Origin of the sequence: Streptococcus sp. CF8_Ac1-9 (genome assembly GCF_024295565.1) — a bacterium.
GTDB lineage: Bacteria > Bacillota > Bacilli > Lactobacillales > Streptococcaceae > Streptococcus > Streptococcus parasanguinis_X.
The window spans coordinates 319,129-340,540 of the sequence record NZ_JANCOY010000002.1 but is presented as its reverse complement, the minus strand read 5'-3'; the positions used below and the strand labels follow the sequence as shown (position 1 = coordinate 340,540).

Here is a 21,412-nt window from a genome sequence, read left to right as displayed (position 1 = left end):
TTCTTTCTACCAGTATATCAAATTTCCCTTATTTTGTGGTAAAATAAAAGCATGAAACCAGAAGAATTTTATGTCCGTTTAGCCGATCTCGGCTTTCCATTAACTGATCGTCAAAAAGAGCAATACGAACGCTATTTCGAGCTCCTCGTGGAATGGAATGAAAAGATTAATCTCACTGCCATCACCGAAAAAGACGAAGTCTATCTCAAGCATTTTTATGATTCGATCGCACCCATTTTACAAGGTTTGATCGAAAACCAACCCATCCGTCTCTTGGATATCGGAGCTGGCGCCGGCTTTCCAAGCCTACCCATGAAGATCCTTTTCCCTGAGCTGGATGTGACCATCATTGATTCCCTTAATAAGCGGATCAATTTTCTCCACTTGCTGGCTGAAGAGTTAGGTTTGAGCGGAGTTCATTTCTACCATGGACGTGCGGAGGACTTTGCACAAGATAAGGCTTTTCGTGCCCAATTTGATATCGTAACTGCCCGCGCTGTTGCCCGCATGCAGGTCCTCTCTGAACTGACCATTCCTTACCTGAAAGTAGGAGGACAACTTCTTGCTCTCAAGGCCAGCAATGCTCCAGAAGAGTTGGAAGAAGCCAAAAATGCCCTTAACCTGCTCTTTAGCAAGGTTGAAGACAATCTACAGTATGAATTGCCAAACGGGGATCCACGCTATATCACTGTTGTCGAAAAGAAAAAAGAAACCCCCAATAAATACCCAAGAAAAGCAGGTATGCCCAATAAGCGGCCATTGTAGTAAGATACAAAGGGCTAAGAGGATAAAAGTCAAATAAGAGGCTGGGACAAAAGTCCTAGCCTCTCAATTATTTTTGGATTGTCAAGCAAGACGCAGTGGTTGAGTGGGCTCTACTACGCTAATTTCATCAGCTTTTACAGCCCTACTCAACTGTGCGGAGGTGGGACGACGAAATCGAATTCTAACGAATTACCGATTTCTGTCCCACTCTCTTTTTTATTTTTGTTTCAATTCTGTTCGCAGGGCTTCTTGCTGCTCTTTTGTCAGATGAACGCCCTTACTTGCAACAATCTGGCTAGAGACTTTGTTGGCAAAGCTTAAGGCTTGCGCGATGTCTAAGCCTTCTAGACGAGCGGATATAAAGGCTCCTACATGGCTATCTCCAGCGCCTACTGTATCGACGACTTCTGTTGGAAAACCGTCTGCCTCATACCAGTTGCCATCATAGGCAACCGCTCCGTTTTCACCCAAGGTGACAATGACTATTTGTCCCGTTCTCTGATACAAGTGTTCGATGGCTGGCTGGATCTCTCTACACCCTGAAAAAGCCAGTGCTTCAGCCTCATTAACATGGAGAATTGGATGCAGATCATAAATGGCTTCCAATCGATCCTTTGGAATCAAGAGTCCACGTGGCCCAGGTGCGAAAATCACCTGGCCTTCTAGTTGCGAAACAGACTGGACCAATGCAAGACCAGTTGGCTCCTCGACTTCAAGGCCACATAAGTAGATGTAATCAAACCGATCTGTCTCAATCTCTTTTAGCCACTCTGCTTGGAAGCTATACTCCACTCCGTGGTCCGATAAGAAGGTCCGCTCACCATCAAACTCTACAAAGCAGTAACAGCAACCATTGGCCCCTTCTAATGAGATGCTAGAGGAAATCCCTAATTGTTTCAATTCTCTCCGAATAAAATCACCATATATTCCAGAACCGACTGGCGAGACAAACTGGTAGGGTTGCGACAAAAAATGAAGGATATTAACGACATTAAAGGCACAACCTCCCACAGACCATTGCTGGTGATCAATATGGGCATCTCCTTCACGACTTGGCAAACGATCCAAGTAGATCATCACATCACAAACTGTAGAACCAATAATTAACGCAGCTGTCATCTTTTTCTCCTTACTTTGCCTTCTATTATACCAGAGGAAACATAAAAAACAACCAACCCCTTGTGGAGTGGTTGCTTCTCTTTTTAATCACGATAAACGGGTTGAGGGCCAAAGGTTTGGGAAACCGGCATGATTTCAATCCGATTGACATTGACATGCTTGGGCTGTTGGATCAACCAAGCTACGGTGTTAGCAATGTCTTCAGGTTGAATGGCATGGGCATCACGATAGAGGGCTTCTACCCGTTTTTCGTCTCCTTTAAAGCGAACAGAAGAGAACTCTGTCCCTTCACAAAGACCGGGTTCAATATTGCTGACACGAATCTTCTTGCCAGCTAGATCCGCCCGAAGATTGAGGGAGAATTGCTTGACAAAAGCCTTGGATGCCCCGTAAATATTGGCCCCTGGATAAGGCACAGTTCCTGCTGTAGAGCCCAAATTGATAATATAGCCATCATTTCGTTCCACCATCTGGGGCAAGATTTTCCTTGTCAGATAGGTCAAACCAACAATATTGGTCTGAATCATGGTCAGCCAGTCTGCGACCTCTGCTTCATAAGCTGGGGCGAGGCCTAGAGCCAAGCCAGCATTATTGACCAAAACATCCACTTTCTCCCAAGCTTTTGGCAAACTGGCAAGTGCATGATCTACCTGAGAAAGATCCGTCACATCCATTTGCAGGGGATAAAAGGCTTCTCCCAACTCTTCTTGGAGGGCCTGTAATTTTTCGATGCGTCTAGCTGATCCGATCACACGATATCCATCTGCTACTAAACGACGGCAAATCGCTTGACCAAAGCCAGCTGAAGCTCCTGTTACTAAAATCGTTTCTGACATGTCATTACCTCCATGGATTGTAAAAAAATTCAGATTGAGCAGATCCATCAGGTTCTGTCTCGAATTAGAATCTAGATGAACCATCCCTCACTTGCAAAATTACTTCTTGTATTGGAAGGAAAAATCCTTCAGTTCAATCATTACTTCTTTCATTTAGTTCGCCTTTTCCCATAAGAGCGCAAATTGGATGGCTAACTCCGCGATTCGATCCTTGCTATCTAAATCCTCATGACTAGATAAGGTTCGGATATCCCATTTTTCTTCCGAGAGGTGGTCAGCTGCATAGAAGAAATGGCAGAGCTCAAAGCCCCTATAAGCTGCTAAGGCTGCCACTGCCGAACATTCCATATCCACACAGATGGCTCCCGCTTCCTTTCGTCGCTTCATCTTGTCGATGGTTTCCCGGTAGGGTGCATCTGTCGTCCACACTTTTCCTGACTGATAGGAAACCTTGTGGCTTTCAAGAAAGGCTTGGAAGAGAGGAAGGTTTTTCTTGTTTACTTCCACTTCATCACTAGCCGGAAGATAGTGGTAACTGGTCCCCTCGTCGCGAAGAGCAGCCGTTGGAATGATGATGGAAGTCGCTTCGATATCACGGTCTAAAACCCCACAGGTTCCAAAGAGCACCAGTTTTTCCATCCCAAATTGAATCAGGTCCTCTATAATCCCCACACAGGAAGCAGCCCCAACTGGTGCATTAAAGGCACCAATCTGTTGGTCTCCAATAGTGATCCCATAGACCACGACTTCAAAATTGGCCATGGAGGTTCTTGCAATGACCTCATGTTCATAATTTTCAAGGAGGCGAGCAAAAGTTACTCTTGAAAAGCAAGAGATGACTACTTTGGGAAATCCTTCAATTGGTTGGTGTAAGTCTTGTGGATTGATAATCGCCTGTCGATTGGCATCAAATTCTTCTAACAGCATTTCGTGCACCTCTTTCATTCTACTTCTAGGCCCCTATTATACCATAATTAGCCTAGTCATTGGTTTTTGATCAAAGGAAGAAGCATAAAAAAAAAAAGAACTGCTCCCAGACGTTAGATTTTTCGGATCAAACGTCGGAAGAACAGTTCACTTCGATATTTTTTACTTGTTCTCCAATTGCGCTAATTCTAGCAATCGTTCTTTGGACAATTTTTTAATTTCAATTTGACTAGCATCAAGCAACTGGAATTCATCTGGCTCTAGTGCTTCCAGTAGACTCTTCAGAGCAAGAGAACCAATTGGATGGTAACTTTCTGGCTTATCAGGATCTCCATCGATCGCAACCAATAGAACTCGCCAATCAATGATACCCGCTAAGCCCACAATTTCTACATATTCTGCAGGAACATGTGGCACGCTTGGCAAGACCGTATCCGTATCTTCTGTCAAGCTATAGCTAGCTAAGAAGGCTCCTGTCTCCTCCTGTTGATAAAAACGGACTTGACTGAAATAAGCTGCACTATATTGAATCTTCTTGATAAAGGCAGAGTAGGCTTCTAGTGGATGGACATGGTTCAAGACTTCCTGCACTGTATCCCGATCCAAATAAACCAGATGAGCGAAGCCTTGTACTTCAAACTCTTTTAGATCTTTTTCTTTCGTCAAATTACCCAGCGTTTCTAGGATGACGACTTCATAATCAAAATGGAAAATAGAATCTGGAGTATAGCTCACGCCGTCGCTGGCCACAATCTCCGTTCCTAATACTTCTGCGAGGCGACTAAGCCATCGAAGGGCCAACTGCCAATCTTCTTCTATCGCAAAAGAGGGCACCTGAATCTGATAAGACTCTTCCTCATCAAAATAGCGTAACTGCAGAGGAAGACCGCTCTTACCAAATACGATACAGTTCAAACCTTCAAAATCATTTAAGGGACGATGAAGGGTGGCAGGATCATAGTTGTAGGTCGTCAACCCTTCCACTAATTTAAGAACTTCCTGTGCTGCGAGTACTTTCTGATAGCCAAATAAGCTCTTTTTATTTTTGATTGAAAACACGATACTCATTTGTTTTCTCCTTTGTGAAATCGCTTACCTAAAGTATAGCACAATTTTCAATCAATTTCCATATAAAAACAGCCTGAGCTTTCAGACTGTTTGTTTCCATTATGCAGGTGCTCCATCAAGCGTCTCACCGATAAGGGCTAAACGCTCACGAACTTCTGCTTGTGACAAGTTGTGTTCTTCTACATAGCGATTGCGAGGGTGAACTCGGCACTCATGTGAGCAGCCACGGAGGTACTTGTCTTCGTTTTCTTCTGAGGTCAAGATGCGACGGTTACAGAAAGGATTTCCACAGTTGACATAGCGTTCGCATGGTGTTCCATCAAACCAGTCTTTTCCGACAACGCTTGGATCGACATGGTTGACATCGACTGCAATCCGCTCGTCAAAGACGTACATTTTCCCATCCCACAGTTCGCCTTGAACTTCTGGGTCTTTCCCGTAAGTGGCGATTCCGCCATGCAATTGACCAACATCTTTGTAGCCTTCACGCACCATCCAGCCAGAGAATTTCTCACAGCGGACTCCACCAGTACAGTAGACGACAACACGCTTGTCCATGAATTTTTCCTTGTTATCACGAACCCATTGTGGCAATTCACGGAAGTTACGGATGTCAGGACGAATAGCCCCACGGAAGTGACCAAGATCGTACTCGTAGTCATTCCGAGTATCAAGGACGACTGTATCTTCGTCTAGAAGAGCATCTTTAAACTCTTTTGGAGACAAATAAGCACCTGTCGTTTCAAGAGGATTGATGTCATTATCGAAATTATCATCTTCTAAACCAAGGTGGACAATCTCTTTCTTATAACGTACAAACATCTTCTTGAAGGCTTGCTCTTCTTCCTCATCGATCTTGAACCAGAGGTCTTCCATCCCTGGAAGGCTTTGAACGTAGTCCATGTATTTTTGCGTTGTTTCATAGTCACCAGAAACGGTTCCGTTAATCCCTTCGTCAGCGACTAGGATACGACCTTTAAGGCCGATTGATTTACAAAAAGCCAAGTGATCAGCCGCAAATTGTTCTGCGTTTTCGATGGGAACATATTTATAGTAAAGTAATACACGAATAGGTTTTGCCATGTCATTCTCTTTTCTAAGATTAAATTATCAGAATTTTTCATTCAACTATACCAGTATACTCTCCCAAGAAAACGAATGCAATTTATTTGACTGAAAAATAAAAGCCTGGTTTCCCAGACTTTTATACGACGAAACCAAGGTTCCAACTTTCTACTCTTCCTTTTCCAACTGATCTAGATAGGCTTCATAGCGTTTTTTCTCAACTTTTGCAAGAAGCATTACAAGGGTATTGACTCCCCATACAATTGGAAGATTCAGTAAAAAGGTAATAGGTAGTACCAGTAAGATTTTTGAATGGAAGGGATTTGCCTGATAGACAGCTTGGTTTAATTGAAAATTTTGAGCCCAGATGAACAAGGAAAGAATAGAGGTTACTGCTACAATTCCCGTCACATTTAGATAGCTATAACTGATAAATTTCACACCCAATCGTTGACAACGAACAGAGTAATACAATCCTGAGACGATGAGTAAGGCTACCACCATGATTGGACTGAGCCCCACCTTAGATGTAAAAATGGATCCCACACTAAAAACAGTTAAGGCAAGGAAAAGAAAACCGGCTGTCTCAGCACCAGCCTTATTAGCTAAGCCTTCTTCTCGTTCATCTATGATTTGTTTGTTCAGCAATTGTAATCTCATTGCTTTCTCCTTATTCTTCATCCTCTAACTCTGCCTCGATCTTCTCTTGTTTTTTCCGATTGATAAGAGCAAGTGGTTTTTCAAGCAGATCTGTCAGGATGGCAAAAACGATGATTTCTAATAAAATTTTGATCAGATACTTGGGACTCAAGATAAAGCTCGTTGCCTCTCGCTTTCCAATCACATCCATGGCTATCATCAGCACAGCAAAGACTAGACCTGACCCAAGGCGACTCAACCAGCTATCTTTTTCTAACACATCTCGGATATCAATCCCTGAACTGATCCTTCTTAGCAGAGCATAAGCCCCCATGGCAATCAGAAGGAACATCTCGGGGAGATAAGCGACTAGGTCTAAGTCCAGGATACTGGACTTCACAAAGGCAGATAGGGCAATAAAGCAGGTCATGCCAAGGACAAGTTCTCCTGCGATTTTTCCATCAAGTAGCATAGTCCGTTCATCTTTTACAATTGGTTCTTTCTTTTGTTTCATATTCTTCCTCTTTCTATTATTAAAACTGTTACTCCCAGAACAGTTGATCCAGCGTCTTATCCAAGGTCTTACAGATGGCAAGGCAGAGACCGAGGGTTGGGTTATACTTTCCCGCCTCAATCAGACCGATGGTCTGGCGCGTCACTCCAATGGCATCTGCAAGATCCCCCTGGGTCATATCATGCTCGACCCGGGCCATTTTTAATTTGAGATTTTTCGCCACAGGCTTTTCCTTTCTTATTTTTATAGCTCTATTATACACTATATTTTCTATTTTGCAATATATATCTTGCATTTTGTAAAAAATATTTTTTACAAAACAAAAAAAGCCTGGTTTCCCAGGTTTTCTTAGTTTCCTCTTCTTTTTGTTAGAAATGACTGTAGGATATATGATAGTCCCCATCCTAATCCAGCACCCAATATGACCGTGAGGACAAACCAAGTGATGGTCGCTAGATCTGGTGATACCATCACCCGATTGACATAGTCTATCGATTTACCACGATCCAGTAACGACATGCGGTAACTGGCTGGATAGAACCACATCATAAGAATGGGCCCTGTCGTCGCAAAGGCAAAAATGACAAAAGACAAAGCATTTCGTAAATTCGAGCGAAAACGACCACTTAAGGCGACCATTTCCGCAAAACTTCCGGCGATCAAGGCTGGAATAAAGGCCCCTGCACCATGACGCGAAAAGAGGAAGAAGGATCCAATCACGCAGCCAACTATAAAGATAGATCCAACTCCTTTTATTTTTTCTAGATAATAGCGGTAGATCATCCCGCCAAACAAGGCTGAAAAGGCAGGAGCATAAAACATATTTCCTTGATGATCGACCAGATTTCCAACTAAGACCCCCAGTCCAATCGCAAGAAAATAGAGGAAGATGAAGGCTCCAACTTGTTTTATTTGATTCACATTTATTCTATTCATTGGATACTGATCCTAACGGTGGCTAATTTTCTTCGAAAGGAAGTCCCCGATAAATTGGACCAGAACGATCAGAATCAGGATCAATAGGGTCGCCACAAAGATGACATCATTGTTAAACATGTTTTTCCCGTAGTTGATGGCTAAGGTTCCTAATCCTCCAGCACCAACGGCACCCGCCATGGCGGTTTCTCCAATCAAGGAAATGATGGTCACTGTTGTTACACGGATCAAATCAGGAAGTCCTTCACGCAGGTAGACACCGACAATATCCCAGAAGGTTGCCCCACTGGCTTGTGCTGCTTCAATCACGCCTCCATCCAATTCTGACAAGACTACTTGGACTTGGCGAGCAAAGAATGGAAAGACAGCCAAAGACAGCGGAACAAGGGCCGCTGTAGGACCGATGGTATTTTTCAAGAGCAAGTAGGTCAAGGGATTAATAAAGGCCAACAAGATAATGAAAGGAATGGCGCGGAACAAGGAAGTAATCTTATCCAAAATTTGGAAAACGATTCTATTTTCGATGACACCTCCTGGACGGGTCAAGACTAACAAAAGTCCTGTCACCAAACCTAAAAATCCACCAATAATGAAGGAAATAACGGTCATGTAAAGAGTCAAGTAAATAGCGGTTCCCCATCCATACTGGCCAGACCACCCTAATTTATAGACATTTGGTAAATATGTTTGAATTAACTGGATCATGCTTTTCTCCCATCTTTCACAATAGTCACGGAAACTCCTGCATTTTCTAACTCAGCTTTGGCCGTTTCCAGATTTTGATTTTCACCTGATAAGATGACCACCAACTCTCCAACAGGTGTGTTATCAAGGATCTCGATGTTCCCAAATAAAATGTTGGCAGATACTTGGTACTGCTTGTAAATATCATTGATGATAGCTGTATCTGTCACAGAACCTGCATACTTGAGATGCGCCAAAATCGAATCATCAGGCAAGTTCTTCACAATCGCTTGTTGATTGATTTTCACCATGGCTTCATCAATTCCTGTTGCAACCGTGATAAAGTCTTGCGTCAAAGCATTTTTCGGATTCGAGAAGATATCTAACACAGACCCTTCTTCAATCAGTTCGCCATTTTGCATGACAGCTACCCGGTTGGCAATATCTTTGACAATTTGCATCTCATGGGTGATCAAGACAATGGTTAAACCAAGTTTTTTATTCAATTCTTGCAACAAAGCTAGAATTTGTTTGGTCGTCTTTGGATCCAAGGCTGAAGTTGACTCATCTGAAATCAAAATTTTTGGATCGTTGGCAAGGGCACGCGCTATCGCCACCCGTTGCTTTTGACCACCAGACAATTGGGCTGGGTAATTTTCTGCACGGTCAGCTAGACCAACTAGATCCAACAATTTCGCCACTTTTTCATTCTTTTGTTCTTTATTTAAATTTGAATGTTTAAGAGCGAAGGCTACATTTTCTGCGACGGTCATTTGAGCCATCAAGTTGAAGTGTTGGAAGATCATCCCGATATCCCGACGTTTCTCTCGAAGAGCAGCCGGTTTTAAGGTCACCCGATCTTGGTAAATCACATCCCCATCCACAGTGATGGTTCCGGCACTTGGAACTTGTAAGAGATTGATCACCCGAACCAAGGTCGATTTCCCGGCTCCAGAATAACCTACAATCCCATAGATATCACCTTCATTGATATGAATGGTCACATCTTTGACAGCTTGGATCTGACGTTTCTTTTGCTGGAAGGTCACATCAATGTGGTCCAGCTGAATCATTGCTTTACTCATAACTTGCTATTAACTCCTTTATCAATTCAATATGGGTGTAATAATCGGCGATTTTCACATTTTCATCGCCCCCATGGTCCCGGCTATTGGCATTCCCAATTCCAAAGGCTGCCATCGGCACCTGCAAAGCCTCAAAGACCGTATGCATGGGGCCTGTCCCTGCTGTTGTTGGAAGAACAGAAACTCCTTCTCTATAGAAATCTTTGGCCAGCCGTATGACATTTAAAATCGATGGGGCACTCATATCACTTCGGTAACTCATTTCACCGAGAGTATAGACCAATTCGACCTGATCATAGCCATTTTTCTTCAATTGTTGCTTGATCTTTTCTAAGACATCCTTGGGATCTAGACCTGGAACCAAGCGCACCTCCATCTTGGCACGCGCCTCTGCCGGAAGAATCGTTTTAACACCTTGTCCTTGGTAACCAGAGCCAAAACCTTCAATATTCAGGGCTGGTTCAAAATAGAAACGACGCAGGAATTCTTTTCGGTCTTCCTTCAAGATTGGAAGGGTTAGACCATAGGTTTCCGCTACATCTTCTGGTCCTTTGTTGGCATATTGCTCGATCAAAGCTAGTTCGCGTTCATTGGGTTCTTGGATCTGATCATAAATCCCATCCACCAAGATTCGGCCTTCTTTGTCACGAAGACTGGCGATAGCATTTAACAAATACCAAGAAGCAGAGTCCACCACGCCACCATAGCTGGAATGGATATCCACTTCTGCACTCTTCACCACCATATCAAAGGTGACGATCCCTTTGCTACCACCGGAAATTTCCAACTGACCCTGATTATTTCGGGTACCTTGTTCCCACACTAAGAGGTCTGCCCCACGCAAGTGTTTCTTATGTTTGGCCAAGTATTTATCCAAGTCAGTCGATGCAGACTCCTCTGCCCCTTCGATAATAAAGGTGATATTGACTGGCAAATCGCCACTTTCACGAATGTATTTTCGAAGAGCTGTGAGACGAGCTGTGATATGCCCCTTATCATCATCAACCCCTCGACCGTACATGGTTCCATAATGAACTGACAAGGTGAAGGGATCTCCCGTCCAAGGTTGGTCTCCATCAGCTGGTACCGTATCATAGTGGTTATAAAAAATGATGGTTTTGGCTTCAGGATTTGGCGAGAAAAATTTGGCAATCACAAAAGGAGCTGTATAGCTATCATCAACTTCGACTTTGGCTCCTGCAGCTGTAAAAATTTCCCCCAAATAGTTGGCCACTTCCTTGAGACCAACTTGTTGGGCAAAGATGGATTTTTTTGAAATCAATGTTCGCAACACTTCAAAATAATGTTGTGCGACCTCATCATTTTCAAATTTACGGATTTGTTCCGCTTCTGTTGCAAAAGGCATGCATTCCTCCTAATACACGATAAGAGGTAGAGAATTGCTTCTCCACCTCCTTCATACACTTGAGATCAAATCTTAGAAGACTGGTTGGTCCATTCCTTCTGAAGATTCTTCGATCACTTTCTTCACATTGTCTTTGTGATAGGCTTTGATGATTTCTTTGATTGCTTTTGCTTTATCAGATTTTTCCCAATCTTTCTTAGCAGCGATCACGTTGTACCATTGTTTTGAGTTGTTGTCTTTCTTTTCAACATAGATAGCTTTTTTGAAATCAACGCCTGCTTCACGAACGAAGGTATTGTTGATGACTGCAGCATCTACTGATGGAAGAGCAGATGGTGTTTGTGAAGCATCCAATTCAGAAATCTTCAAATCTTTTGAATTTTCTTTGATGTTTGACACGTTTGCCAATTGACCATCTTTGGTATCCAATTTAATCAAACCAGCTGATTGCAAGACATACAAGGCACGGCTTTCATTTGTTGGGTCATTTGGTACAGCGATTGTTCCACCTTTAGGAATTTCTTTAATTGAAGTGTATTTGTTTTTACCGTTTTCTGTACCAGAGTAAAGACGGATTGGAGCGATGTAAGTATCTGCTACTGCAACAAGGGCTTTGTCGTTTTTAGAATTCCAGTTATCAAGGAAGTTGTAGTGTTGGAATGCATTGATATCTACGCTACCATCTTTTACAGCCACGTTTGGTTGTGAGTAATCTGTAAATTGAGTGAATTCCAATTTGATCCCTGTTTTAGCGTCATCCAAGTTCTTTTGAACTTGATCCCAACGAGCTTTTTCAGTATCGCTCAACGTCATGACACCTACTTTTACAGTTGTTTCACCATCTTTGCTAGATGATTTTGAAGAACCACATGCTGCAAGAGCAAATGTTGCAAGAGCTGCAAGAGCTGTTAAACCAAGAATTTTTTTCAATTTCATTTTGAAGTCTCCTTTAATTAAATATTATTCTTTAATATCTTTTGCTTCTGGTAGGTAAGTTCCACCAAAGTATTTTTTAGACAGTTTTTCAAGGGTTCCATTGTCGTAGAGTTCCTTGATACGTTTATTGACAAATTTTTGAAGATCTTTATCTTCTTTTGCAATAATTGGATACACATAAGGTTGTTGGTCGCTTGGAAGCTCGATAACCTTCAAGTTGTCATAGCCTTGATCACGAATGATAGTATCTACTGAGATCCGTTCGAAGATCTTGTAATCTGTACGACCATCCGCTAAATTAGCCATGATGGTTTGAATGGTTCCATCTGTGTATTGCAAGTCAGTTGGATTATCTGAATGTTTTTTATTGTAATCTTCTAATTGTTTAGCAGTAGATGTTCCTTGAACAACTTCTGTTTTCTTGCCACCAATGTCATCCAAAGATTTAATAGAAGAATCTTTTGGTACGACCAATACTAATGGATTACGAGCATATGGATTTGGATAGAGGTATTTTTCTTCCCGCTCTTTTGAGTAGCTAATGTTGTTGGCACCGATTTGGAAACGGTCACTATCTAAGCCAGCGAAGACTGAAGACCACTCTGTTTTGTTAAAGTTTACTTCATATTTGTCTGAACCTTTGAAGATTTCACGCAAAACTTCGATTTCATAACCGGTTAGCTTGCCGTCTTTTTCTTCGTAAGAGAATGGTTTGGTTGTTCCAACAGTACCAACTTCAATGGTTTTCTTACCACTGGCTGATTTACCAGATGAACATGCTACTAAAGCACTGGTTGCAAGGACTGCAACTAATCCTAAAGCAGAATACTTAATCACTTTTTTTAGATTCATAGGATCTCCTTATTCGTTTCAGGCACATAAAACGCCATTTTAAAAGTATTTTTTAATTTTATCAAAAAAGCATTTACTTGCCTAATATATATTTTTTATGGAGGTGATAGTTTTTCTTTATCACACATCTTTGGCCTTAAAATACCGCAATAAAGCTTGCGCATTTTCAACATAATAGGGAACCGAAACCTCAAAGGCTGCATCATCGATGGTCATGTGATCATGATGGAGGTCTGGCGCATCCGGCTCTCCATTCGAACCAATAAAGGCAAAGACTCCAGGAATTCGCTCTTGGTAAAAGGCGAAGTCTTCTCCAGCAGTAGAAGGATTTGCTGGAATCACTTCAGCCAAGTCTTGTGAAGCTTCCCAAACCACCTGCGTCAATTCCTCATCGTTAAAGGTAACGGGAGGTGTCACACCCCACTCAAAAGCTACATCTACTTCCAGACTTTCTGCAATGTGTCGAATGATGGAAATAAAATGTGCCTTCAAGTCTCTTTGCACACTTGGATTAAAAGAACGAATGGTCCCTTCAAAATAGCCTGATTTTGGGAGCACATTCCAGGTTGAGCCCACATCCAGGTGCGTAATGGACAAAACAGCTGTTTCAAAGGGAGAAACGGTCCGTGAAATTAATAATTGTACATTCTGAACCATGGTTGTGACGGCCGTTACAGTGTCAACTCCCAAATCTGGTCTCGCAGCATGGCTACTAACCCCTGTCACGGTAACCTTGAATTTCTCAACCCCTGCCATCATAGCTCCAGCATTCAAGGCAAGTTGCCCTGCTTTTAGCTGGGGAATGTTGTGAAAACCAATAATTCCTTGAACATCCTCCAACAGTCCTGTTGCCAAAACATCAGAAGCACCTTCTGAGATTTCTTCTGCTGGCTGAAAGATCAAGCGTACAGTTCCTTCAAGCTGGTCTTCTTTTTCCTTGAGAAGAGCTGCTGCTCCCAGAAGACTGGTTTGATGAAAATCATGGCCACATGCATGCATGACTCCTGGATTCTGACTTTGGTAGGGCAGATTCGTTTGTTCCAAAATTGGAAGGGCATCGATATCTGCTCGAAGTGCCACCACCGGTTGGCCGGAACCAATTTCTGCAATCAGACCAGTTTTTAGTCCACTCTCTAAAATACGGATCCCCAACTCTTCTAAACGCTCTTTTAGAAAGGCGGTTGTCTGGTATTCTTGACCAGACAATTCTGGGTGTTGGTGGATATAGCGGCGAATCTCTGCTAACTCTTCATAAGAAAAAGCCACAAGCCTTCATCTCCTTTCAAACTTAAAATTATTTTATCACTAATAGGTGTTTCCGTCTAATTCCTGTTTCTTGGGTTTTGATATAGTTTAAAGCTATAGATAAAAACACTCCTAGATTCATATCCTAGGAGTGCCAACTTCAGCATTAAGAAAGATTTCCCTCGAATTTTTCCATAAAGCTATCACTATTGTAGGCTTTTTCTACTTCCCATTTGCCATCTTTCTTAACAAAGGTCAACTGGAAGTCGTATCGATCCGGCGTCGTTAAAGGACGATCTGCAAGAGAAGCCATCATTTCCTCTCTATAGGCTTTGTTTTGAGCCTGATTCGCCTCGATGATCCCTGGATAGTCTTTTCGATGTTCCTGATAAAAGGTCTGCATGTGGTTTAAGATCGTCTTTTCCATGCTGACTGTCTCAGGATTCAAGCTAATGACTACCTTGTCTGGGAAGTATTGTTTGACCTTATAGGTTAATTTCGCGCGCTTAGCATTTTCCTTTTCATAAGCATCGATAAACTGAGTTACTTCTTCTTCAGGGAATTGGTAATCATGTAGTTTACGAGTAAAATCAGCCGCAAATTTCGCACGGAAATCACTGCGTTCCTTTTTCAAATCGGTTCCCAAAACAAAAGCGTCATCCTTTTTGACCTTTCGTTGGCCACTGAAGTAAACTTGATTGATATATTCATCTGCTAGAATAGTAGAAGCTTCCACCTTGTCCTCATACTGAGAAGAATCCACCGCAAATTTTAAAGGCTTGGAATTTTTATCAGAGCTATAGTTTTTTCGTTCATACTGCACTTCGTACTTCTTGCCTTTTTCGACTGGAAAAACGATATAGCCGGTTAATTTTTTATCCTTAGCCAACTGATCACTCTTGAGCAATTGGAAGGCTTCCGTTTGGTCATAAATTCCTGACTGCAATTTGACCTTGTTATTATCCGCATCGTAAATAGTGATATCTGAATCTGACACGTTGATAGATTCTTTGGCAACATTTTTAAATTCTAATTGAAGGGCTAAATAGGTTCCGTCTTCTGAGTCATTGAGGACAGGTGGTTTGATGTATTGCCCTCCTTTTAAACTCACCTCGACTTGACCGTCAGATGCGGAGCTTTTCGCTGCTTTTTCTGTCTTTGCTTGCTGCGAATTTGTCTTTTGAGCAGTAGTTCCACAAGCTACTAGACTCAAGGTCGCCACAGCAAATAAGGTCCATTTAAAAATCTTTTTCATTCTCATCTCCTTAAAAAAGTTTTGTTCTATTTTAACATCTTTTTCTAGCTATGTATACGCTATATAGTGATAACTCTTCCCTCAAAGGGCGAGGATTACAAAAAGGCCAAGACTTTCGTCTCAACCTTTTAACTGAAAAATAATTGATCTTGGTTTCACAAGATTCCTTTTTCTTTTTGAATCATGAGATCCTTAAGGGAAATCAAGAGGACCGCAAGGAGGATCATAGCCATCCCGATAAAATCAATGGCAAAGAAATGTTCATTCATAATGGCAAAGGCAAAAAATACAGCTGAAATAGGCTCAATAGCTGCAAGAAGGCTACCTTTGACCGGTCCAATCAGAGTTGTCCCTTTCAAAAAGACCGTATAGGCAAATATGGTCCCAATCACCACTAAGCCAACTAAGCCCATTAGATTATCCATGCTATATTGGCCATGAAAAAGTCTTCTTCCTGTGAAGGGAATCATCACAAGTCCTGGAATGAGCATACCGATACCAATCACCAACATACTACCCCATTTTTGAATTAACTGAATAGGCAGAATGATGTAGAGGGCATAGGCAAAGGCAGAAACAAGTCCCCAAGCTAGCCCTTTAGGAGTGATTGCCAATTGATTGAGTTGACCATGGGTTGCAATGAGAAAGGTCCCTGCGATGGCTAAGATCATCGAAAAGATTTCCGATACCGTAGGAGCTACCCGGTCCTTAACACAAGAATAGGCCAAAACTCCAATGGGACAGAGATATTGCAAAACAGTTGCAGTACCTGCATTAGTCGCATCAATCGCTTCTAAATAAGTCAATTGGGTCATTAACAATCCCAAAAATGCAAATAAAAGCAAGGGGATGTATGACGAGCGGTCTGTTAGAAAGGCCTTTACTTTTTCCTGGTCCGCTAGATATGCAAGAAGCAGTAGTACAGCTCCTGAAAACACTAAACGAATTGTTGTCAAACCAATTGCTGTAAATCCATGAGCCATAAGGTACTGGCCGCAAGCTCCTGATAAACCCCAAGCGATCCCAGCAATCAAGGTCATGAGCGTCCCCTTCATCGTCTTTGACATAGTCCCCTCCCAAATCTGTTCCTTACTTTTATTGTATCACAAAAGGCCAAAACGAAACGTTTCAGCCTTGCTTTATTTCATATAAATTTATTCGCTTATTCAGGTTGAACCAAGATCTTGATTTGGGATTTATCTTGTGTTAATTCAACAAATCCTTCTTCAACGATATTTTCCAATTTGATTTTCTTAGTAACCAATTTTTCAGCAGAGAAGTAGCCTTGTTCCATCAATTCCAAGACTTTAGGGAAGATGTGACGGTAGGCAATAATTCCTTTGAGAGATTTTTCTTGGATGGCGAATTCATTTGGATTGATGCTGGCTTCACGTTCCCAAATCGATACAACCATACATTCCCCAGCTTTATGAACAGCTGCAAGGGCTTGGCCTAAAACAACTGGAACCCCAGTAACTTCATAAGAAACATCTGCTCCACCACCTGTTAAACGATGGATGGCTTCTACAATTGTTTCTCCTTCTTCTGGACGAACAACGATCGCTCCCAATTCTTCTGCTTTGGCTTGGCGTTCAGGAGACAATTCAACCGCATAGATTTTTGATGCTCCTGCTGCACGAAGGGCTTCAACGATCAAAAGACCAATTGGGCCTAAACCAAAGATAACAGCTGTATCTCCAGTTTTCAATGCAGATTGACGAACTGCATACACAGCAACAGCAGCAGGTTCTGTAAGAGCGGCTTGTTCATAGCTCAAGCTATCTGGAATCACATGGACAAGATCACCATCAAGAACACAATATTTAGCAAAACCACCATCTGCAGCGAGGCCGACGAAGTTCAAGTTTGGATCGAGGTTGTAATCACCAATTAAGTTGTGCTCTGCAAGAATTGGTTCGATAGTGACACGATCGCCAACTTTGACACGAGTCACATCACTTCCGACTTCTACAATCTCACCAGAGAATTCATGTCCCAAAGTAACCGGTGCTTTTTGACCAGAATAAACATGTTCTTCTGTTGGAATGAAGATCGGACCATCCAAATATTCATGCAAGTCCGTACCACAGATCCCTGTGAACTTAACTGCCACCTTTACTTGATGTGGTTGTACTTCAGGTACTTCCACCTCTTCGATACGAACGTCTTTTGCTGCATGCCAGCGAGCTGCTTTCATAGTAGCCATATGATGATCTCCTTGTTTTCACCTTTTTTGTTTTCTTTTCAAGAAACTTTATATTTAAAATTGTAAACGTTTTCTTTTTGTTTGTCAAGAAAAAACTGAAGATGAAAAAGAGCAGCCCTTTGACTGCTCCTTCTTATTTCTTCTTGATCCGAGAGGATTCCAATCTCCACCCAACAATCCAACCAAGGACTAGGAGATAATTTTCAAGCGCACCGATCCCATTGACCGGCAGATGATAGTGAAAATAACTGAAGAGATGATTAGTACCGATCCCAAGCCCACCTAGGATCAAAGCCAATAGAACCGTTCGAAGATAAAACCAATCGTATTTGAGATTGACAGCAATCAGGATCACAAGGACCGCCACATTCCAAATCCCAATCTCCCGTTGCCAACCGACAGAAATACCATATCCCGAATGACTTCCCATATAGGATGGAAAGAATAGCTGGAAGATAATCGCTCCAGTCATGGCGATGATAACCAGGATAAATAAGACTCTTAAAAATTTGTTCATGTAACTCCTCCTAATGCCAGTTGATATGTAATGGTCTTTCCTATTCTAACACAATTTTATGGATAGTAAAAACCAACCTCTCGGCTGGTTTTTTCTCTATTACTCTTCTTTCAACTTCGCCAATTCTTGAGCAAGTAACTTGAGGGCTACTTGTGGGTTGGCTTGACCTTTGGTTGCTTTCATGAGGAAGCCTGTAAAGGCCTTGTCCGCATTCCGTTTCCCTGACTTGAAGTCAGCTACGGCTGCTTCATTGTCTGCAAAGACTTGGTGGATGATTGGTATCAAGACTTCAGGATCTGAAATCTGTACCAGACCAGCTTTTTCGACGTATTCACGCGCGCCGCCACCGTTTTTCGCCAAGTGAACGAAGACTTTCTTGGCAATCTTAGATGAAATGGTTCCATCTTCGATAATGGCAATCATTTCAACCAAGTTTTCTGGTGTCAATTGGATTTCTTCCAGCGTTTTGCCTTCTGCGTTCAAGAATTGTGCGACTTCCCCTTGGAGCCAGTTAGACACTTGTTTGGCATCGCCACCAAGGGCTACAGCTGCTTCAAAGAAGTCAGAAGTAACTTTCGTCGCTGTCAATTGGTTGGCATCATAGTCAGACAAGCCAAGCTCTGCCACGTAGCGAGCACGACGGTCTTTTGGAAACTCTGGCAACTCAGTACGCATTTCCTCGATCCACTCATCTGAGATTTCAAAGAGTGGTAGGTCTGGTTCTGGGAAGTAACGGTAATCCGCAGCTCCTTCTTTGACACGCATAAGAATCGTGCTCTTATTGGCTTCATCATAACGGCGTGTTTCTTGACGAATGACACCACCTGAACGCAAGATTTTCGCTTGACGCTCAACTTCGTATTCAAGACCTTTACGGACGTTTGAGAAAGAGTTCAAGTTTTTCAACTCAGTCTTGGTACCAAATTCCTCTTGACCATATGGGCGAAGGGAAATGTTGGCATCCACCCGCATAGATCCTTCTTCCATCTTGACGTCTGAAATACCTGTGTACTGGATGACTTCTTTCAAAGCTGTCAAATAAGCGTAGGCTTCTTCTGGAGAACGCATATCGGCTTCAGAAACGATTTCAATCAATGGAACCCCTTGGCGGTTGAGGTCTACGTAAGAGAATCCATCTGTTCCGTGGGTGTTCTTACCGGCATCTTCTTCCAAGTGGGCCCGTTCAATCCCGATTTTCTTAGTTGAGCCGTCTTCCAATTGCACTTCAATCCAACCGTTATATCCGATTGGCTCGTCAAATTGCGAAATTTGGTAGGCCTTTGGATTATCAGGGTAGAAGTAGTTCTTACGGTCAAAGTGCATGTGCTGATGGATATCCATATTCAGCGCCAAAGCAGCCTTGATACCAGCATCCACAACACCCTTGTTCAAGACAGGAAGCACCCCTGGGAAAGACCAGTCAATCACATTGGTATTGGCATTTTGCTCGTTCCCAAAGTGAGCAGAGGTTGGTGAGAAAATTTTTGAGTTTGTATTCAATTCAACGTGGACTTCAAGTCCGATGACTGTTTCAAAGTTCATTAATTGTCACCTCCGAAAATAAGGGGTTGTTGCTTGTGGTAATCCGTCGTTGCTTCAAAGGCAGCTGCAGCTTGGTAGATGGTTTCTTCAGAATACTTCGGACCAATCAACTGCAAACCAACTGGAAGACCTTGCGCAAAACCTGCAGGAATCGAAATCCCTGGAAGACCTGCCAAGTTGACTGGAATGGTCAAGAGGTCAGCCAAGTACATGGCAACCGGATCATGGTTGAGCGAATCCAAATCAAAGGCTACACTTGGAGCTGTTGGACCAAGGATAAGGTCGTAATCTGCAAAGACTTTTTCGAAGTCTTGGATAATGAGGGTACGGACTTGACCAGCTTTCTTGTAGTAAGCATCATAGTAACCAGATGACAAACTAAAGGTACCAAGCATGATACGGCGTTTGACCTCATCGCCAAAGCCTTGACTACGAGTGTTCACGTAGATATCATCCAAGTTCTTGGCATCTTCCGCACGGAAACCATAGCGAATACCGTCGAAACGTTGCAAGTTTGAAGAAGCTTCAGATGAAGCGATGATGTAATAAACGGCAACCCCGTATTTAGAGTGTGGAAGGCTAACTTCTTCGACAGTTGCTCCCAATTTTTCAAAGTGTTTGGCCGCATTAAGGATAGTTTCTTTGACTTCTGGGTCGATCCCTTCCCCAAGGTATTCCTTCGGAAGGGCAATCTTCATGCCTTTAATGTCTTGACCAATCTTAGAAGTAAAGTCTGCTACACGAACAGGTGCAGATGTTGAATCCTTGGCATCTTCACTAGCAATAACATTAAGCAAGAGGGCATTTTCCTTAACCGTTGGAGCGAAAGGTCCAATTTGGTCAAGTGAACTACCAAAGGCAATGAGACCAAAACGGGAAACTGTTCCATAAGTTGGTTTGAGACCAACAATCCCGTTAAAAGCAGCCGGCTGGCGGATAGAACCACCTGTATCTGAACCAAGGGACAAACGGACTTGGCCTGAAGCGACAGAAGCTGCTGAACCACTAGAAGATCCACCAGGCACCTTGCTGTGGTCCCATGCATTCTTGGTTGGTCCATAGTAAGAAGTTTCACCAGATCCACCCATGGCAAACTCGTCCATGTTGGTCTTCCCGATGATAATCATATCTTTGGCTTTCGCATTGGCAACAGCTGTCGCATCAAAGATTGGCTCGTAGTTATAGAGCATTTTTGATGCCGCAGTGGTCAAGATGCCATCTGTTGAGATATTGTCTTTGACTGCAAGTGGAATCCCTGACAGGAGGTTATCTGCATCGATTCCTTTTTCATCAATAGCCTTGGCTTGTGCAAGGGCAGCTTCTTCTGCCACCGTTACAAAGGCATTGACGGCTTCTTCACGCGCCTTGATATCGTCAAGCGCCGCTTGTATCAATTCCGTTGCCGAAATTTCCTTAGAGACAAGGAGGTCGTGCAACTCTTCAATGGTTTTATTGTTGAATGACATTAGGCATCTCCTCCATCTTCTAGGATAGCTGGTACCTTGATGTAATAGTTATCTTTTTCAGGTACATTTTTAAACAAGCGGTCACGGTCAGTCCCTTTTTCAGCAACATCCGGACGCAATACGGTCTTGCGGTCAGCCATGGTCGTTGTTGGGGCAACACCTGTCGTGTCCACTTCTTCCAACAATTCCACCATGTCGACAATTTTCGATAAGGTTGTCGCAAACTCAGCTGTCTCTTCTGGAGAGAATTTCAATTTTGAAAGATTGGCAACGTGGGTTACCTCTTCTTGCGTAATTTTCATCTTGCTTCCTTTCGTGAAATGATGATTTTTCAATACCCTCTATTTTACCATAATTTAGCCCAATTTGCTTGCCTTAGAAAAAATCTG

At 42.6% G+C, this 21,412-nt stretch carries 23 protein-coding genes; 1 reads left to right on the top strand and 22 read right to left on the bottom strand.

The features are described 5' to 3' along the window. The first annotated feature begins 51 nt into the window (after positions 1–51). Positions 52–765: a 16S rRNA (guanine(527)-N(7))-methyltransferase RsmG gene (gene rsmG, locus NML76_RS05025; RefSeq protein ID WP_049492417.1), complete on the top strand. Its 714-nt coding sequence runs from the start codon at positions 52–54 to the stop codon at positions 763–765. A 216-nt stretch (positions 766–981) separates the two neighbouring features. Here rsmG and NML76_RS05020 read toward each other — a convergent pair whose 3' ends face one another. The 22 genes from NML76_RS05020 to gatC form a co-directional block, all read right to left on the bottom strand. Continuing rightward, positions 982–1,884, bottom strand: a complete 903-nt coding sequence (locus tag NML76_RS05020; protein ID WP_118227886.1) for a carbohydrate kinase family protein — start codon at positions 1,882–1,884, stop codon at positions 982–984. An 83-nt stretch (positions 1,885–1,967) separates the two neighbouring features. Then, positions 1,968–2,720, bottom strand: coding sequence for an SDR family oxidoreductase (locus NML76_RS05015; RefSeq protein WP_049492410.1), 753 nt, complete (start codon positions 2,718–2,720; stop codon positions 1,968–1,970). 153 nt (positions 2,721–2,873) lie between these two features. After that, complete coding sequence (locus NML76_RS05010; RefSeq protein ID WP_049492406.1) at positions 2,874–3,647, bottom strand: nucleoside phosphorylase; 774 nt, start codon at positions 3,645–3,647, stop codon at positions 2,874–2,876. Positions 3,648–3,809: 162 nt separating this feature from the next. Beyond that, positions 3,810–4,715: a DUF4299 family protein gene (locus NML76_RS05005; protein ID WP_254732869.1), complete on the bottom strand. Its 906-nt coding sequence runs from the start codon at positions 4,713–4,715 to the stop codon at positions 3,810–3,812. A 99-nt stretch (positions 4,716–4,814) separates the two neighbouring features. Next, a complete protein-coding gene (locus NML76_RS05000; RefSeq protein WP_254732867.1) occupies positions 4,815–5,798 on the bottom strand; it encodes a rhodanese-related sulfurtransferase in 984 nt (327 codons plus the stop codon). Positions 5,799–5,948: 150 nt separating this feature from the next. Beyond that, on the bottom strand, positions 5,949–6,440 hold the full coding sequence (locus tag NML76_RS04995; RefSeq protein WP_254732865.1) for a DUF6773 family protein: 492 nt from the start codon (positions 6,438–6,440) through the stop codon (positions 5,949–5,951). 10 nt (positions 6,441–6,450) lie between these two features. Further along, positions 6,451–6,933, bottom strand: coding sequence for a DUF6773 family protein (locus NML76_RS04990; protein WP_049492393.1), 483 nt, complete (start codon positions 6,931–6,933; stop codon positions 6,451–6,453). Between the two features lie 28 nt (positions 6,934–6,961). Further along, the gene (locus NML76_RS04985; protein WP_254732976.1) at positions 6,962–7,156 is read right to left on the bottom strand and encodes a helix-turn-helix transcriptional regulator; all 195 of its coding nucleotides are present in this window, start codon (positions 7,154–7,156) and stop codon (positions 6,962–6,964) included. 125 nt (positions 7,157–7,281) lie between these two features. Beyond that, a complete protein-coding gene (locus NML76_RS04980) occupies positions 7,282–7,869 on the bottom strand; it encodes an MptD family putative ECF transporter S component (RefSeq protein WP_049492390.1) in 588 nt (195 codons plus the stop codon). A gap of 12 nt (positions 7,870–7,881) precedes the next feature. Then, a complete protein-coding gene (locus tag NML76_RS04975; RefSeq protein WP_003008487.1) occupies positions 7,882–8,574 on the bottom strand; it encodes a methionine ABC transporter permease in 693 nt (230 codons plus the stop codon). Next, positions 8,571–9,638 carry a methionine ABC transporter ATP-binding protein gene (locus NML76_RS04970; protein WP_045759787.1) on the bottom strand — a complete coding sequence of 356 codons (1,068 nt, stop codon included), beginning with the start codon at positions 9,636–9,638 and terminating at the stop codon, positions 8,571–8,573. Before NML76_RS04970 ends, NML76_RS04975 begins: the two co-directional genes overlap by 4 nt. After that, the gene (locus NML76_RS04965; RefSeq protein ID WP_003013394.1) at positions 9,631–11,004 is read right to left on the bottom strand and encodes a M20/M25/M40 family metallo-hydrolase; all 1,374 of its coding nucleotides are present in this window, start codon (positions 11,002–11,004) and stop codon (positions 9,631–9,633) included. Before NML76_RS04965 ends, NML76_RS04970 begins: the two co-directional genes overlap by 8 nt. A gap of 72 nt (positions 11,005–11,076) precedes the next feature. Further along, entirely contained in the window at positions 11,077–11,940 is an 864-nt protein-coding gene (locus tag NML76_RS04960; RefSeq protein WP_254732864.1) for a MetQ/NlpA family ABC transporter substrate-binding protein, read from the bottom strand. Positions 11,941–11,964: 24 nt separating this feature from the next. Beyond that, positions 11,965–12,792, bottom strand: a complete 828-nt coding sequence (locus NML76_RS04955; protein ID WP_003008501.1) for an amino acid ABC transporter substrate-binding protein — start codon at positions 12,790–12,792, stop codon at positions 11,965–11,967. A 120-nt stretch (positions 12,793–12,912) separates the two neighbouring features. Continuing rightward, complete coding sequence (locus NML76_RS04950; protein WP_254732862.1) at positions 12,913–14,058, bottom strand: amidohydrolase; 1,146 nt, start codon at positions 14,056–14,058, stop codon at positions 12,913–12,915. A 145-nt stretch (positions 14,059–14,203) separates the two neighbouring features. Continuing rightward, positions 14,204–15,292: a DUF4352 domain-containing protein gene (locus tag NML76_RS04945; protein WP_254732859.1), complete on the bottom strand. Its 1,089-nt coding sequence runs from the start codon at positions 15,290–15,292 to the stop codon at positions 14,204–14,206. Positions 15,293–15,447: 155 nt separating this feature from the next. Then, entirely contained in the window at positions 15,448–16,359 is a 912-nt protein-coding gene (locus NML76_RS04940) for a DMT family transporter (protein WP_049492378.1), read from the bottom strand. 95 nt (positions 16,360–16,454) lie between these two features. After that, entirely contained in the window at positions 16,455–17,498 is a 1,044-nt protein-coding gene (locus NML76_RS04935) for a 2,3-butanediol dehydrogenase (protein ID WP_021153756.1), read from the bottom strand. 133 nt (positions 17,499–17,631) lie between these two features. Continuing rightward, a complete protein-coding gene (locus tag NML76_RS04930; protein WP_118095490.1) occupies positions 17,632–18,015 on the bottom strand; it encodes a hypothetical protein in 384 nt (127 codons plus the stop codon). A gap of 99 nt (positions 18,016–18,114) precedes the next feature. Continuing rightward, positions 18,115–19,557 (bottom strand): Asp-tRNA(Asn)/Glu-tRNA(Gln) amidotransferase subunit GatB, encoded by a 1,443-nt coding sequence (gene gatB / locus NML76_RS04925; protein ID WP_003005611.1) that lies wholly within the window; start codon positions 19,555–19,557, stop codon positions 18,115–18,117. Then, positions 19,557–21,023 carry an Asp-tRNA(Asn)/Glu-tRNA(Gln) amidotransferase subunit GatA gene (gene gatA, locus NML76_RS04920; protein WP_254732856.1) on the bottom strand — a complete coding sequence of 489 codons (1,467 nt, stop codon included), beginning with the start codon at positions 21,021–21,023 and terminating at the stop codon, positions 19,557–19,559. Before gatA ends, gatB begins: the two co-directional genes overlap by 1 nt. Then, positions 21,023–21,325: an Asp-tRNA(Asn)/Glu-tRNA(Gln) amidotransferase subunit GatC gene (gatC, locus tag NML76_RS04915; protein WP_002884769.1), complete on the bottom strand. Its 303-nt coding sequence runs from the start codon at positions 21,323–21,325 to the stop codon at positions 21,023–21,025. The genes gatA and gatC overlap by 1 nt, the downstream gene beginning before the upstream one ends. Positions 21,326–21,412: the final 87 nt, after the last annotated feature.

Excerpts from the sequence above, each read along its gene's own strand:
- rsmG (WP_049492417.1), top strand. The coding sequence starts at position 52 with ATGAAACCAGAAGAATTTTATGTCCGTTTAGCCGATCTCGGCTTTCCA.
- NML76_RS05020 (WP_118227886.1), bottom strand. The coding sequence starts at position 1,884 with ATGACAGCTGCGTTAATTATTGGTTCTACAGTTTGTGATGTGATGATC.
- NML76_RS05015 (WP_049492410.1), bottom strand. The coding sequence starts at position 2,720 with ATGTCAGAAACGATTTTAGTAACAGGAGCTTCAGCTGGCTTTGGTCAA.
- NML76_RS05010 (WP_049492406.1), bottom strand. The coding sequence starts at position 3,647 with ATGCTGTTAGAAGAATTTGATGCCAATCGACAGGCGATTATCAATCCA.
- NML76_RS05005 (WP_254732869.1), bottom strand. The coding sequence starts at position 4,715 with ATGAGTATCGTGTTTTCAATCAAAAATAAAAAGAGCTTATTTGGCTAT.
- NML76_RS05000 (WP_254732867.1), bottom strand. The coding sequence starts at position 5,798 with ATGGCAAAACCTATTCGTGTATTACTTTACTATAAATATGTTCCCATC.
- NML76_RS04995 (WP_254732865.1), bottom strand. The coding sequence starts at position 6,440 with ATGAGATTACAATTGCTGAACAAACAAATCATAGATGAACGAGAAGAA.
- NML76_RS04990 (WP_049492393.1), bottom strand. The coding sequence starts at position 6,933 with ATGAAACAAAAGAAAGAACCAATTGTAAAAGATGAACGGACTATGCTA.
- NML76_RS04980 (WP_049492390.1), bottom strand. The coding sequence starts at position 7,869 with ATGAATAGAATAAATGTGAATCAAATAAAACAAGTTGGAGCCTTCATC.
- NML76_RS04975 (WP_003008487.1), bottom strand. The coding sequence starts at position 8,574 with ATGATCCAGTTAATTCAAACATATTTACCAAATGTCTATAAATTAGGG.
- NML76_RS04970 (WP_045759787.1), bottom strand. The coding sequence starts at position 9,638 with ATGAGTAAAGCAATGATTCAGCTGGACCACATTGATGTGACCTTCCAG.
- NML76_RS04965 (WP_003013394.1), bottom strand. The coding sequence starts at position 11,004 with ATGCCTTTTGCAACAGAAGCGGAACAAATCCGTAAATTTGAAAATGAT.
- NML76_RS04960 (WP_254732864.1), bottom strand. The coding sequence starts at position 11,940 with ATGAAATTGAAAAAAATTCTTGGTTTAACAGCTCTTGCAGCTCTTGCA.
- NML76_RS04955 (WP_003008501.1), bottom strand. The coding sequence starts at position 12,792 with ATGAATCTAAAAAAAGTGATTAAGTATTCTGCTTTAGGATTAGTTGCA.
- NML76_RS04945 (WP_254732859.1), bottom strand. The coding sequence starts at position 15,292 with ATGAAAAAGATTTTTAAATGGACCTTATTTGCTGTGGCGACCTTGAGT.
- NML76_RS04940 (WP_049492378.1), bottom strand. The coding sequence starts at position 16,359 with ATGTCAAAGACGATGAAGGGGACGCTCATGACCTTGATTGCTGGGATC.
- NML76_RS04935 (WP_021153756.1), bottom strand. The coding sequence starts at position 17,498 with ATGGCTACTATGAAAGCAGCTCGCTGGCATGCAGCAAAAGACGTTCGT.
- NML76_RS04930 (WP_118095490.1), bottom strand. The coding sequence starts at position 18,015 with ATGAACAAATTTTTAAGAGTCTTATTTATCCTGGTTATCATCGCCATG.
- gatB (WP_003005611.1), bottom strand. The coding sequence starts at position 19,557 with ATGAACTTTGAAACAGTCATCGGACTTGAAGTCCACGTTGAATTGAAT.
- gatA (WP_254732856.1), bottom strand. The coding sequence starts at position 21,023 with ATGTCATTCAACAATAAAACCATTGAAGAGTTGCACGACCTCCTTGTC.
- gatC (WP_002884769.1), bottom strand. The coding sequence starts at position 21,325 with ATGAAAATTACGCAAGAAGAGGTAACCCACGTTGCCAATCTTTCAAAA.